Source organism: Castellaniella sp. GW247-6E4, from assembly GCF_040276065.1.
Taxonomy (GTDB): Bacteria; Pseudomonadota; Gammaproteobacteria; order Burkholderiales; family Burkholderiaceae_B; genus Castellaniella.
Map to the genome: position 1 here is coordinate 563,972 of NZ_JBELOI010000001.1, position 13,139 is coordinate 577,110.

General features: G+C 62.5%; 13 protein-coding genes and 1 pseudogene. 6 read left to right on the plus strand and 8 right to left on the minus strand.

The features are described from left to right. Positions 1 to 46: 46 nt before the first annotated feature. From ABS761_RS02630 to ABS761_RS02650, 5 genes are all read right to left on the minus strand, one after another. Positions 47 to 817, minus strand: coding sequence for an ABC transporter ATP-binding protein (locus ABS761_RS02630; RefSeq protein ID WP_350406468.1), 771 nt, complete (start codon positions 815 to 817; stop codon positions 47 to 49). 4 nt (positions 818 to 821) lie between these two features. Next, positions 822 to 1,859, minus strand: a complete 1,038-nt coding sequence (locus tag ABS761_RS02635) for an ABC transporter substrate-binding protein (protein WP_350406469.1) — start codon at positions 1,857 to 1,859, stop codon at positions 822 to 824. A gap of 22 nt (positions 1,860 to 1,881) precedes the next feature. Further along, the gene (locus tag ABS761_RS02640) at positions 1,882 to 2,652 is read right to left on the minus strand and encodes an ABC transporter permease (RefSeq protein WP_350406471.1); all 771 of its coding nucleotides are present in this window, start codon (positions 2,650 to 2,652) and stop codon (positions 1,882 to 1,884) included. Then, positions 2,649 to 3,542, minus strand: coding sequence for an arginase family protein (locus ABS761_RS02645; RefSeq protein WP_502881372.1), 894 nt, complete (start codon positions 3,540 to 3,542; stop codon positions 2,649 to 2,651). The genes ABS761_RS02640 and ABS761_RS02645 overlap by 4 nt, the downstream gene beginning before the upstream one ends. 86 nt (positions 3,543 to 3,628) lie before the next feature. Next, positions 3,629 to 5,017 (minus strand): ArgE/DapE family deacylase, encoded by a 1,389-nt coding sequence (locus ABS761_RS02650; protein WP_350406474.1) that lies wholly within the window; start codon positions 5,015 to 5,017, stop codon positions 3,629 to 3,631. 210 nt (positions 5,018 to 5,227) lie between these two features. Here ABS761_RS02650 and ABS761_RS02655 point away from each other — a divergent pair, with 210 nt between their 5' ends. The 3 genes from ABS761_RS02655 to ABS761_RS02665 all read left to right on the plus strand — a co-directional run bounded on the left by ABS761_RS02655 (position 5,228) and on the right by ABS761_RS02665 (position 7,344). Then, the gene (locus tag ABS761_RS02655; RefSeq protein ID WP_350406476.1) at positions 5,228 to 6,121 is read left to right on the plus strand and encodes a LysR substrate-binding domain-containing protein; all 894 of its coding nucleotides are present in this window, start codon (positions 5,228 to 5,230) and stop codon (positions 6,119 to 6,121) included. A gap of 200 nt (positions 6,122 to 6,321) precedes the next feature. Beyond that, positions 6,322 to 7,083, plus strand: coding sequence for a glucosamine-6-phosphate deaminase (locus ABS761_RS02660; RefSeq protein WP_350406477.1), 762 nt, complete (start codon positions 6,322 to 6,324; stop codon positions 7,081 to 7,083). Between the two features lie 66 nt (positions 7,084 to 7,149). Beyond that, on the plus strand, positions 7,150 to 7,344 hold the full coding sequence (locus ABS761_RS02665; protein WP_350406479.1) for a hypothetical protein: 195 nt from the start codon (positions 7,150 to 7,152) through the stop codon (positions 7,342 to 7,344). Between the two features lie 65 nt (positions 7,345 to 7,409). Here ABS761_RS02665 and ABS761_RS16935 read toward each other — a convergent pair whose 3' ends face one another. Together ABS761_RS16935 and ABS761_RS02675 are read right to left on the minus strand one after the other, a co-directional pair. After that, the gene (locus tag ABS761_RS16935; protein WP_502881374.1) at positions 7,410 to 8,867 is read right to left on the minus strand and encodes a hypothetical protein; all 1,458 of its coding nucleotides are present in this window, start codon (positions 8,865 to 8,867) and stop codon (positions 7,410 to 7,412) included. Then, positions 8,844 to 9,564, minus strand: a pseudogene (locus ABS761_RS02675) (patatin-like phospholipase family protein); the annotation flags it as partial. The gene ABS761_RS16935 and the pseudogene ABS761_RS02675, both read right to left, overlap by 24 nt. Positions 9,565 to 9,568: 4 nt before the next feature. On the opposite strand from ABS761_RS02675, the gene ABS761_RS02680 reads away from it, so the two are divergent. From ABS761_RS02680 to ABS761_RS02690, 3 genes are all read left to right on the plus strand, one after another. Then, positions 9,569 to 10,885, plus strand: coding sequence for a YhdP family protein (locus ABS761_RS02680; RefSeq protein WP_350406480.1), 1,317 nt, complete (start codon positions 9,569 to 9,571; stop codon positions 10,883 to 10,885). A gap of 5 nt (positions 10,886 to 10,890) precedes the next feature. Then, positions 10,891 to 11,112 carry an SIP domain-containing protein gene (locus tag ABS761_RS02685; protein ID WP_502881362.1) on the plus strand — a complete coding sequence of 74 codons (222 nt, stop codon included), beginning with the start codon at positions 10,891 to 10,893 and terminating at the stop codon, positions 11,110 to 11,112. A gap of 246 nt (positions 11,113 to 11,358) precedes the next feature. Continuing rightward, positions 11,359 to 12,168, plus strand: coding sequence for an aspartate/glutamate racemase family protein (locus ABS761_RS02690; protein ID WP_350406482.1), 810 nt, complete (start codon positions 11,359 to 11,361; stop codon positions 12,166 to 12,168). Here ABS761_RS02690 and ABS761_RS02695 read toward each other — a convergent pair. Further along, positions 12,116 to 13,069, minus strand: coding sequence for a LysR family transcriptional regulator (locus ABS761_RS02695; protein ID WP_350406484.1), 954 nt, complete (start codon positions 13,067 to 13,069; stop codon positions 12,116 to 12,118). The two genes, ABS761_RS02690 and ABS761_RS02695, sit on opposite strands and share 53 nt — an antisense overlap. Positions 13,070 to 13,139: the final 70 nt, after the last annotated feature.

Below are 13,139 nucleotides of genomic sequence, written 5' to 3' on the forward strand. Positions count from 1 at the left end.
CCGATGGCACTTTGAAAGTGTATTTCATGTATCTACGAATCATATACTATTCGGTCATCGCCTGGGCGTTCAATAGTTTCCGGACACGCCCGACGGCGTTGTGATAGACCTCGGACTTCATGCTGGCAAAGGTCCGGGGCCGCTCGAGGTCCACAGGGACGATCTCGCGCACTTGGCCAGGTCGCGAGGTCATGACGATGACGCGGTCGGCCAGAAATACCGCTTCTGAGATCGAATGGGTAACCAGCATGATGGTTTTCTTGGTTTCCATCCAGATGCGTTGAACTTCCATATTCATGGCCTCGCGCGTCATCGCGTCCAGCGCGCCGAACGGCTCGTCCATCAATAGCAGCGAGGGTTGGTGAATCAGCGCGCGGCACAACGCCACGCGCTGCTGCATTCCGCCCGACAACTCGTATGGGCTGCGTTCCTCGAAGCCCTCCAGGCCGACCAGCGAGATCAGCTTGCTGATTTCGTCGGCGTACTGTTGACGATCCAGCTTGCGGATGTCGAGCGGCAATTCGATGTTGCGCCGCACTGACCGCCAGGGCAGGAGGACGGGGGTCTGGAAAACAATGCCGATCTCGGATACCGGGCCTTGCACGGGCTTGCCGTCGATCCGCACGGCGCCGTTCGAGGCGGGCACCAAGCCGCCCAATATCCGCAGCAAGGTGCTTTTCCCGCAGCCCGAGGTGCCGACCACGGCGACGAATTCATGTTCGGCGACCTCGAAGCTGACGTCCTGCAAGGCAGTCACGATGCCCTGTTTCGTAGAGAATTTTTTACTGATCCCCTCGAACTCGATCGCCTTTTTCATAGATTCAATTCCCATTTTCAGGCAGGTATTGGTTGGTATACAACAGGTTCATCGCCGTGGCCTTGGGCAATCCGCCGTATTTCAGCAGAATGTCCTGGGTTTCCTGCCAGTCACGCTCGTCCATCCAGCCCAAGGGTTTGCCCGCGGTGTAGGGCGTCTCGAACGCGGGGAGCGAAAGTTCCCACTGCCTCAACAGGGTGCTGCGCGTGTCGGCCTGCTGCGGGTAGTAGGACAGGAGGGCATCGACGGCCGCTTCCGGGTTTTTCGCGGCCTGCTCGAATGCCGCGCGCGTGGCGCGCACAAAGCCGCGGACGGCTTCCGGGTTTTTTTTCGCAAACTCGGTGTTCGACACGATGCCGTTGGCCAGCATGTTTACGCCAAAGTCAGAGAAGCGGAAGTAGTGCACCTTGATGCCTTTTTCCTCGGCTTGGGCGACCTGCTGGTTTACGTTGCCTGGGATGGCATCCACCCGTCCTTGCAGGAATAAAGCCAGCTTGGCGGTTGCGGCAGGCTGGATGACCTCGATCTTTGAGGCGTCGACCCCGTTTTTGGCCAACAATGCGGGCAGGATCTGGGCTGACGACTCGGCCGGGGAATAGGCCATCGTGTGCCCCTCGAGCTCTTTTGGAGTCTTGATCGGCTTGTCCGCCCGCGAAATGACGCACAGGGCGCCGCTGAGCACGCGCATCACGGCGATGATGGGCAGCTTTTGCTCGACGCCACGGATCATGGTCGCGAAATCTTGAAAACCCAGATCCTGGTTGCCGCGGGCGATCTGCTGGGCCAGAGTGGCGGAACCCGAGCCCTCGGTGATTTTGACGTCCAGGCCTTCTTTTGCGTACAGGCCGTTCTTCAGGCCCAGGAAAAACGCCGCGTGCGTGCCATACAGCGACCAGTCCAGCCCGAAATTCACGGGCATCAATGCCTTGCCGGCCGAGAACGCGGGCGCGCTGTACAGGACTGGCGATCCGGCAGCCAGGCTTGCTGTCGACAGCAGGTATTTCAGAGTCTTGCGTTTGGCGGGTTTGAATAGTTGTTGCATGATCTCCTCCATCTGTGGTGGGTTACATCGTGGGTTGTACGTCCTTCAAGCGGATTGATTGGTGCCAGGGGATCATCACGCGCTCCACCAGGGCTACGGCGTAATACAGGACGACGCCGATGATCATCAGCATGATCAGTACGGCGAAAAGCAGGGTGGTGTTCAAATCCGCGTTGGCGCGGATCAGCAGGTAGCCCAGCCCTTCGTTCGAGCTGACCCATTCCGCAATCACGGCGCCTACGACGGCGAAGGCGACCGAGACCTTCAGCCCCGCGAAAATATTCGGCAATGCGATGGGCAGGCGGAACTGCCAGAAGAGCTGCATGCGGCTGGCACGCATGGAGTAGGCCAATTCCAGCATCTCGCCCTCGATGGAGCGAAGGCCGACCACGGTCGAGATCACCACCGGGAAAAAGGCGACCAAAAAGGTGACGATCAATTTTGGCGCCAGGCCCAAGCCGAACCAGACGATGATCAGGGGGGCCAGGGCGACCTTGGGAAAGGTCTGCGACAGGATCAGCCAAGGCATCAAGGCCTTGTCCACGGTGCGCGAGCTCACGATTGCGATTGCCAGGCCGATGCCGAGGACAATGCTGAGCAGGAACCCGCCGACGGTTTCGTAGGTGGTCACCCAGGTGTGCCACAGCAGGAAGGGAAACTCATTGACGATTTTCCCGAATACGTCGCCCGGCAAGGGCAGCAGATAGGATGGTACGCCAAAGACCAGTACGGCCGCGTACCAGAGCGCGAGCACGAGTATCGCGGTTGCGGTGGGGAAGATGAAATCTTTCAATTGCGATCTCCGTTCGAGGTGCCAGCGGCCAGAGCCAGCCATAGACATTGCCAGGCCACCGTTGCCGCCAAGTACGCGGTCTGGCCATGCGGATCGTGCGGGGGACTGACGGTGTTGATGTCAAAGGCGACGAAATTCAAGCCCTGCAGGCCTTCGAGCAAGGCCAGGCCTTCGCCCGCCAAGGCTCCGCCCCACACAGGGGCGCACACTCCGGGGGCGCATGAGGGATCAAAAAAATCCATGTCAAAACACAGGTACACCGGCCGACCCTTCAGGCGTTGGTGCAGATGGCCCAGCAGATGATCGGTTCCGCGTGCGCGCCAGTCGTTGAATTCGATCACCTCGTAGCCAAGAGACCGGGTGTGGGCGAGCACGCCGGGCATGAACGTTGGACCGCGCGCGCCGATGTGGATCGAGGCGCCGGCATCGATCAGGCCTTCCTCGGCCGCGCGAGTGAAGGTCGTCGCCGTGTTATGGCCCGTCATGTCGTAGGCATCGGTGTGCGCATCGAAATGCAGCACTGCCAGGTCGGCGTGTTCGCCGGCCAGGGCGCGCAGTTGCGGCAGGGTGACCGCGCCGTCGCCGCCGAATGTGATCGGGATGGCCCCGGCCGCGGCGATCGAGGCCACGGCCCTCTGGATGTTCGGGTACGAGGACTCGACCGAGCCGGGGGTCAAGATCACGTCGCCACAGTCGACGAGGCCCAGAGCTTGGATCGGATCGGTGTCGGGGCCGGTCACGGAAAAGCGCCGCACCAGCGTGGACTGCTGGCGGATCGCGGACGGGCCCAGTCGGGCGCCGATGCGTGTAGGGTGCGAGCCACAGTCAAAAGGGACGCCCAATATGGCAGCGCGGGCGCCGCGCGGGTCGGTGGCCAGCGGCACCCCCATGAAGCTGGCCGCGCTCGTGGGCTGTGCGAATGACGTCAGGCCTGTGGCGCGTGCCGCCGGCGTGAGGCCGGGTTGAGATGATGTGGTCATTGCTCTTTACCTTGTGTGCGCGGCGTGCTCGCCGCTATCGACTGAGTCCGGAACGCCGCTTCTGACTCGGCCCCCTGTTGCAGATAATCAAAGGCCGCCAGGACGAAAATCCGCCCAAGGGCTTTGAGTTCCTCGACCTCGACATGTTCGTCCGCGGCACCCAGGCGATAGGGTGTCGGTCCACACACCACCGAAGGGATGCCACGGTAGCGGTACAGCCGTGAATCCGACGCGCCCACGCGCATGTTCAGTACGGAGGCCTGACCCAGGACTTCCGCGCAGGCCGCGGCGGTCAGGGCCACGATCTCATGTTCCGGATCGGTATAGCTGGGTTCATAGCGGTTGGTGTATTGGTATTCGATGCCTTCCAGCGGATCCAGCAAGCTCGCGATATGCGCTTCGAGTTTCGCCAGGTCCACCCCTGGAGGGATGCGGATGTCCAGCCCCGCGTGAGCGTGGTCCGCCACCAGGTTCTTGGAGGTGCCGCCATCGATGGTGCCGATGTTGACGGTGATCTTGCGCAGAACCTCGGCCTCGCCCTGCCCGGAAATCGACTCGGAGACCGCGCGGGCGTCCTCGATCGCGGCGTCGACCGCTTTGGGCAGGGCCACGGGATAATCTCGTAGGCTGCTCAGACGCTGCAGGGCGGCCATGAGCCGATCGATGGCGTTGCAGCCCAGGTGCACATGGGCGCCGTGGCTTGCCTGGCCGTGCGCGTGCACTTCCATCCACAACATGCCTTTCTCGCCGAAGCGCAGTACGCGTGGCGAGCCGGCATCGCCGGAAATCATGGCGTCGCCCGTCGCGTGGGCCACATGGTCCAGGAGATAGTCCGTTCCGAGCCTGCCCATCGTCTCCTCGTCTCCGGCGAGTGTGAGCACCAATTCCCCGCGCCAGTGGCTGCGCCATGCACTGAGCGTCTTCATGGCGTAGATCGAGGTGGCGACGCCGCCTTTCATGTCCGAGACCCCGCGCCCGTATAGGAATCCCTCGCGCTGCGTGGCGGTGAAAGGATCCGATTGCCACTGCGCGGCCTTGCCGGCCGGGAATGTGTCGAGGTGGCCGTTGAAGATCAACCGGCGGCCGGGGCGGTGGCCTTGCAGTCGGGCGACCACGTTGACGATGTGCGGTTCCGAGGTGATCAGCTCGACCTGCGCGCCATCGATGCCACGTATGATGCCGGCGATGACCTCGGCAATTGCCCGGGTGTCGCCCGGTGGGCTTTCCGATGGGATGGCCACGAGCTGCGAGGTGATTGACACGACCTCTTCGGCGGTTTGTTGCGTGGTTGCCCGCAGCCTCTCGCGCGCGCCGTCCGTGTTCTGCGCCGGTGCCGCTTGCGGGGTTTGCTGGCCGGGAGGGCTCGTGCGCTTGTGGCTGCTCATGTGTGCTCCAGACATTGATCTGATCCCATTATGGGTTGTGGACATATTCATAGCTAATGAATTATCTTGGGTAGGCTATTAAGAATCTTGATAGGTTCGGAGGGCCTGGCAGCGGGATGCGATGGCTGTTGCCGTCGCGGCGGGTGCTCTGGGAAACTGACCATGATCAGCGGTTTCCGATGCGTGGCGTCGGCGACGAGGGGGCAGGGTATGAGGTTGAATTGGCAACAACTCGCATGCTTTCGGGCGATCATGGCCTGCGGCACGACGACGGCTGCGGCTGAAATGCTCAATCTGTCGCAACCTTCGATCAGTTCGAGGCTGTCGAATCTGGAGCATCAGCTTGGTTTCGATCTGTTCGTGCGCGAGAAAGGGCGCCTGATACCGACCGCGGAGGCGCATCACTTCCATACGGTGGCGCTGCAGACGCTGGATTCCCTGGACAGGGCCGCGGATGTGGCGCAGGAAATCCGCAATGGCCGCCTCGGCTATTTGACGATCGTGTCATACCCCGGCGTCGCCATGCAGTTTCTGCCGCAGGTCCTGGGTGAGTTCCTGGAGAACCGCCCGGCCGTGCGCGTCAAGTTGCAGTCGCGCAGCTCGCGCGAGATTCGCGAGCTGTTTCCCGTCAATTGGTTCGACATTGGCATCTCCGAGCTGCCGGTCGACGACACTGTCGTTGACGTGACGCCCTTGTCGTTCGAGTGCGTGATGGCGCTGCATCCGGATCATCCCCTGGCGAGCGAGGCGGTGTTGACGCCCGCCTTGCTCGATGGCCAGGCCTTTGTCTCGGTGTTCCACGAGCATTCCACCTATCGGCAACTGGCCGAGGCCTTTGCCGGCGCGGGCAAGGAATGGCGCGTGATCCTCGAAACAGAGTATTTCGAGGCGGCTTGCTCAGCCGCGATGAGAGGGGTTGGTGTGGCCGTGCTGGACCCGGTGACCGCCCGGATGCATGCGGGCGCGGATATCGTGATCCGGCCCTTCCTGCCGGCAATCCGCTATGGCATCGGCATTCTCTTGCCGAAGAATCGGCAGCCCTCGCTGCTGGCGCAGCAATTCTTCGACCTTTTAAAGGGACGTCTGGCCCCGTTTTCGCAGTAATACCCGGTGGGCCGCCGAGCATCCGCCTCGTCTTGAGCATCCGTGGGCCGTGCATGGGCGGAGCCGGGGAAAGAGCGGTCGGGGCTTGAAAGGAGCGGACTGAGAGGGCTGGCCTTGCGGCGATCCCATGCTACGATCGTCGCATTTTGTCCGGCGCGCCATCCGATCGGCGCCCGGTCGCCAAGCAAAAGCACCCGCCCATGTTCCGAGTTTTTCCCGATCCGTCATCCATTGCGGAGTACGTCAGCGCCATTCTCATCGCCAAAATCCAATCCAAGCCCGATACCGTGCTCGGCTTGGCCACCGGCGGAACGATGGAGCCGATTTATGCACGGTTTGTCGCTCAGGCGCGCCAATCGAAGCTGGATGTGTCCCGTTTGACGTCCTTCAATCTGGACGAGTACATCGGATTGAGCCCGGATCACCCCAAGAGCTACGCGGCCTATATGCGGGAACACCTGTTCCAGCATCTGGCATTCGACGCGGCGCGTCTGCACCTGCCCGATGGCTTGGCGCCGGATCTGCCGGCCCACTGCAAGGCATACGCGACCAGGCTGCGCGCGAGCGGGGGGGTTGACCTACAGTTGCTGGGCGTGGGTGGCAACGGGCATATCGGTTTCAACGAGCCCGGGACGGCCTTTGATTGCCCGTGCCACGTGGTCGAATTGGCTGAGCAGACCCGCATCGACAATAGCCGCTTCTTTGCGGAAGGTTCGATCGTGCCGGCGTCGGCAATCACGATGGGAATGGCCGAGATCATGGAGGCGCGCGAGATTCTGCTGGTCGCTACCGGTGAGTCCAAGGCCAAGATCGTGGCGCGGTGGTATCAGCAGGGGGTGACCGAGGCGATTCCGTTCACGGTGCTGAAGCGACATCCGCGCGCCATGGTCATTCTCGATGAAGCCGCCGCGAGCCTGTTGCCCGACGATGCCCGGCAGCCGCGCATGTTGGTCAGCGGCTAAGCGGCGCCGACGGCTGGCGCGCGTGCGTTATGGCATACTTGAACCGCTACTGAAATGGAGGCCCTTATGTCAGGACCACAGGACAAGATCAAGGAAAACAGGATCAGCAGAAAGCATCAGGCGCGGGCGGCGCGGGTTGTCGGCCAGTTTCTTGCAATCAGGGACTGCCTGAAACAAGCAGAGGCGGACGGCCACGAGATCGATGATCTCGATGAGGTTGCCGCCCAGCTCACTGTCGCGGCGTTCAAGCCCGTCAAATAGTCAGGGGGCCGCAAGACGTGGCCGTGCCGACGTTGGCTTGGGGTTTGTCGCAAAGCTCCCGGCGGTCATGCGGCTTCTGTGAGTTGATAGGCATGATCCCGCTCCTCGTTTATGATGGCAAGTAGGCTGCCGTTTTGGTGGCTGAGCCCGGGGGATATTGATGACTGCATACGCCGTGGCGGTAATCCGTGAAACCAGGTTGAACGATGAGATTGCCAAATATCTGCGCAGTATTGATGAGACGCTGACCCCGTTTTCCGGCAAGTACATAGTCCACGGCGATCCGTACAAACCGCTGGAAGGATCGTGGTCGGGCGATCTGGTGGTGATTGAATTTCCGTCGATGGACGACGCCCAGGGCTGGTACAGTTCCGACGCATACTCGGCTTGACTTTCACCGCCGCCAGGGAGAAGCCCGTGATCTGCTGCGCGGCGTTGGTGATGTTGGCGAGCATGGCCGCCGCGTCCGCCCGCGTGCGCAACGTAGACCAGAATCGGGACATCCCGGCGTCGCCAATGATGGGGGTGACGACCTGCTGGCGAGCCGCCCGGTTAAGCCACGGCGTGAGCATCCCGGACAGGGCCGTGGGGTCGAGCCGGTGCAGCGTGCCTTGCACGCTTTTGAGCACGCGCGTCACGTCGCGCACCGGCATTTCCATGTGCGAGAACAGCAGCACTTGATCGACGTGCTGCACGAGTGTACGCAGGTTGAGCATGAGGGGGCGGTTGTATTCGATGCGGCCGTTGGTGAACCCCTTAGCCGTGGCAGGGAAGGCATAGGCCATGCTGGCGTTTTCGCGTTCGACGAGATCGCGCATGGCGGCGTCGCCCACGACGCGCGTGTCGGCCTTGGCCGGGACGTAGCCGCCTCGATAGCTGCCGAAGGGCGTGGCGAACGCCGTGGCTGTGATCTCGTCGAAGTATTTGCCGAACACGTCCCGGTGCGTTTTCTGCGCCAGCGGCTTGAGGCTTTCGAGCAAGTCCCACACACCCTGCCCGAAATCGTAGTGGGCCTTGGTGATCCGGCCCTCGTCGATCATGCGCTTGACGAAGGCATCCCATCGCGCGGTATCGAGCGAACCATCCTCGCGCTCGGTCGCCCAATTGCGTCCGAGCAGCAGCTTGCGCTTGTTGTTCTCGTTGCCCGTGTGCAGCAGCGCGTGCAGAATTTCCGCTGTGGCGCTATTGCCTGCGTCATTGCCGAAGGTGTACCCCAACTCGGGGGCTTCGATGCGTAGGGGCTTGAGCGTGGGCGCAATATCGTTGAGCAGGTCGCGCAGCTTCGTGAGGTGTTTAGCCTTGTCCGTGCGGTACGCGGTCGCGGCGTCCTTTACCCGGTTCCACATGAACCGGCGAAACGGCCCGGTGTCCCCGCCGTCAACCTCACCCACCCAACTTTCCACGCGGCGAGCAGCCGCCAGGATCGTCTTGAATTGGATGAGCCGTTGCTTTCCCTTGGTGATGGCCGACAACTGGCCGGGGGCCACGTCCGACAGACCGATCTCCTCCAGCGCCCGCTGCATCTTGCGGTATGCGCGCATTTGTTCGGTGACCGCGCGCGTGCGGCTGGAATAGCGGATGTCCTGGATGCGGTCGCCGACGTCTCCGATGTTGTGCGGCGCCGCGCCGCGCGCTCCATAGATCAACCTGGAACACGAGGGTGTCGCGCTCGGGCCTTTCGGTCAGCACCTCGGTCAGAGGCGTATTCGAAACCAGTCCGCCGTCCCAATAGTATTCCCCATCGATCTCGATGGCCGGGAAGGCCGGTGGCAGCGCCCCCGAGGCCATGAAGTGTTCGGGCCGCAGGCGCGTGCGCTGGTTGTCGAAATACGCGAAGTTGCCTGTGCGCACGTTCACCGCGCCCACCGAGACGTGGATTCCGCCGTCGTTGATGCGGTCGAAGTCGCACAGGCGCTCGAGCGTGTCCCTCAGGGGGCGGGTGTCGTAATAGCCCACGTTGCCGGGGTCTGTCAGCGGCGTCAACACGGCGGGCGGAAAACGGGGCCGGAAAAATCCTTTCTGCCCGACCAGCAGTGCGCTGCCGGCGTGCAGATTGCCCATGACCTGGCGCGCCATGTCATTGATCTGGAACAGGCTGGCTTCGAGCAGGGGATTGGTGGGCAGGCCACCATAGGGCTGGCAGATCGTGCCCCAGAATTCCCGCAGCCGCTCGATGCGCCGCTCGGGCGGATTGCCCGCCAGGATTGCGAGGTTCAGCGCCGCCTTGATCGGCCTGAGCCGCGCCGCGCCGCCGCCGGACGGCCTGGCGATCGACATCGCCTATCCCTTGATGGACATGGACGCCTGGAACGATATCGTGGCCGAGTTTTCGGTCGATGGGGATGTCCGCAAAGGCGCCGGCTCTGCGGGCACGGTGTTCCCCGAGCTGACGATGCTGAATCTGCAGGCCGACGAGGCCCGCGTGCTCGGCATGCGAATGGACCATGCCGTCCTGCGGCTGCTGCGCGACCCCGAGGCTGGCCAGTGGTCCATGAATGTCCGTTCCGACCAGACTACCGGGACGCTCAAGTGGCGCCAGACGGAGGGCAAGGTGGTTGGCCGGGTGTCGGGCCGCTTCGCCCGCCTGGGCCTGGGTGACGACCCAGCGGATGGGCCGTCCCTGCTGCCCGAGAACGGCACGGGAGAGATCTCCTTCGATGACGAGCTGGACATGCCGGCGATCACTCTGGAGGCCGACGAATTGCGGATCTACGGCCACTCGGCGGGCGCCCTGTCGCTCGAGGGCGTCAAGGACGTGGCCGCCGGAAACTGGCGGCTCGAATCCCTATTCCTGGGCAATGGGCATGCCAAGGTCCGGGGCACCGGCTCCCGGCGCCTGCGGGGGCGGCAGCGCGGCCTGAGCCTCAAGGCGAATGCCGAGGTCGCGGACCTGGGCGCATGGCTGGACGGCGCCGGTTTCGCGGATGTGATGGAGGGTGGCCAGAGCGTGCTGAAGGGCGGCTTCGAATGGCGCGATTTTCCCTGGACGCATCGCAAGGACAGGCTCGGCGGTTCGCTGGACGTGCAACTCGACAAGGGACGGTTCAGCAAGCTGGGATCCCGTTCGGCCAAACTGCTCGAGCTGCTGTCGCTGCAATCGGTCGCCCGCCTGTCCAGCCTGGACAAGGGCTTGACGGGCCTGACCCAGGAAGGATTCCCTTTCGATCAGTTGCGCGGTAGCGTGGAGCTCTCGAAGGGCGTGGCCCATGCGCGCGACTACAAGGTGATCAGGCCGGTGGGGACCATCCTGCTCGAGGGCAATTCCAACATCATCGACGAAAGCCTGGACATGCAGGCCGTCATCGTTCCCAATCTGGATGTCAGCGGCGCGACCATCGCCGCAGGAATTGCGATCAATCCGGTCATCGGCGTGGGCGCGTTCCTCAGCCAGTGGCTGTTCAAGAACCCGCTGGCTCGCGCCATGACGGTGCGCTATCGGGTCACCGGCACCTGGGACGATCCGGTCGTCACGGAAATCAAGAGCGAGGAGGCGGCCGTGGCCAGTGGGACCAAGGGCGCAGGTCCACCCGCGGGCCACTAAGGGCATTGGATCTGCAATGGGTTGATGCCCTGGATGACGCGGTTCAGTCGCTGGAAGTGCCGCCGGGCGGGGGTTTCATCTGGGCTGCCAGCGAGCACCGCGCCATGGCGCGGTTGCGCCAGCATGTGCTGGCTGTGCCCGGCGTCGACCCGCAGCGCATGCGGATCGCCTCGTACTGGAAGCAGGGCGAGGAGGGGTTCCATGAGGCGGCCAGTGTCGGCGGCTGACCTTCCCGTTGCGTGCCTCCCAGTGCATATGAGACCGGCGGCCAACTGGCGCGTGTGCACGGCGCCCAGGATTGACCCGCCCGCGCGGCCTTGAATCGGGCCGTGCGGGTGCGGCGGCAGCGGCCCCACGCCGCGGCGATCATTCAACATTAGTGAATCACCTCTTCGACTTTTTACTGTTCCTGGGGAAGGCATGCCCGGGCAAAATTCCTGAGAAGATCAAGCTTTCACACACAAGGGTGTTTCATGAAAATCTGGCATCAGAGCTTTACCGTCCTTGGCGATCTCGAGGCGTATCACGAATCCTTGAAGCGACACTTCGCCCTTGTGGCGAGACCGGGCACCGAGATCGACTTGCACGGTATGCAGCCCGGCACCTATCGCAGCAACTACCCAGGATCGGACATCTGCCATGCGGCTTTCCAATATGTGCATGGCGTGCAGTTCATGACAGCGGCATTGAAAGCACAAGAGCAGGGCTACGATGTGTATGCCATCAGCACCTTGCCCGAACCGGCGCTGCGCGAAATCCGTGCGCTGGTGGACATCCCCGTGGTGGGTTATGGCGAGTCAGCTATGCTGATGGCCTGCATGCTGGGCCGCAAATTTGGTGTGCTGCTTTTCATCGACGACATGAAAGAGCTCGTTGCCGAGAATGCGCGCAACCACGGTTTGTCGGAGCGTTTCGTGGGTGCGGTGCCTGTGGGCTTCGCCTTCAATGATGTGCTCAAGGCTTTCGAGGATCCGACCGAGCTGATCGAGCGCTTCCGTATTGCGGCGCGCATGCTCATTGCTCAGGGGGCGGATGTCATCATCCCGGGCGAGGCTCCGCTGAATGTGCTGCTGGCGCAGAACGGCGTGTCGGAAGTGGACGGCGTGCCAGTGCTGGATTCGCTGGCGGCCTGGGTCAAGCAAGCCGAAGCGTTGGGGGACTTGCGAAATATCTGCGGTATCAAGGCCTGCAGCAAGGGCTACTATCATCGGCTGCCTGATCCAGGCCGGATCAATGAGATTTTTTCTTTTTACGGTTTGAACCGATTGGAACAATCATTGTGACATTCGGGCGGCGGCGCGCGTCGAAGATCTCCAGCAGGAAGTCGATGAACGTGCGTACCCTGGGGGCTGCGAAGCGCGACTTTACCGTGACGGCGTGAAAAGTGCGCTTGGTGGTCCGCCATTCAGGGAATAGTTCGACGAGCTTGCCCTGTTTGATGTAGTCGGCGACAAAGAGATCGAGCACATAGATCAGGCCGACATCCTGCAGGGCCGCCTGGATCAGGGACTCTGTATTATTGAACAGCAGAGGCCCACGCGGACGAATCACGACCTCGTCGTCGCCTTGGGTAAAGACCCAGGGGTTGGGGCTGTGGTTGCCCTCTGAGAACAGGCCGAGGCAATGAGCGGGGTCGAGGTCGCGCGGCGAACCTGTGCGCAAGGATTGGGCCATGAGTGGGGTGCCGCAAACAAGATACCTGGCTTCGTAGATAGGCCGGGCGACCAGGTCGGCATCCTCTATGCTGTCCATGCGGATGGCGATGTCCGTGGCGCGCTCGATCATGTTGTTGGGCGAGTTGGTCAAGGTCACCGATACCGACAGGCCAGGGTGCCGGCGCGTCAACTCAATGAGGGCGGGGCACAGCAGGTTTTGGCCAATGGCGAAGGGAGCCTCCACACGCAGCATGCCCGACACACCGGCTGAGTGGCTCGTGATCTCGGCCTCGGCGCGCGCAACGTCGCGCAGGATCTCTTGGCAGCGGGGCAGGAATAGCCGACCTTCTTCGGTGAGATGCAAATGGCGGGAATTGCGCTGGACTAGTGTCGTGCCCAGGTGCTTCTCGAGATTGCGCAGGCTGGATGTGACGGTGGCGTTTGCCAGATCAAGGGACTCGGCTGCGCGCGATAGGCTGCCGCATTCCATGACGCGGACAAACACTTTCATCGCCCAGAGCTTGTCCATGAGTCCCCTTTCGATTTTTTTAAATACCGCATTAGGTTCCGACACCTAACACACAATCACGCAGCCCTCT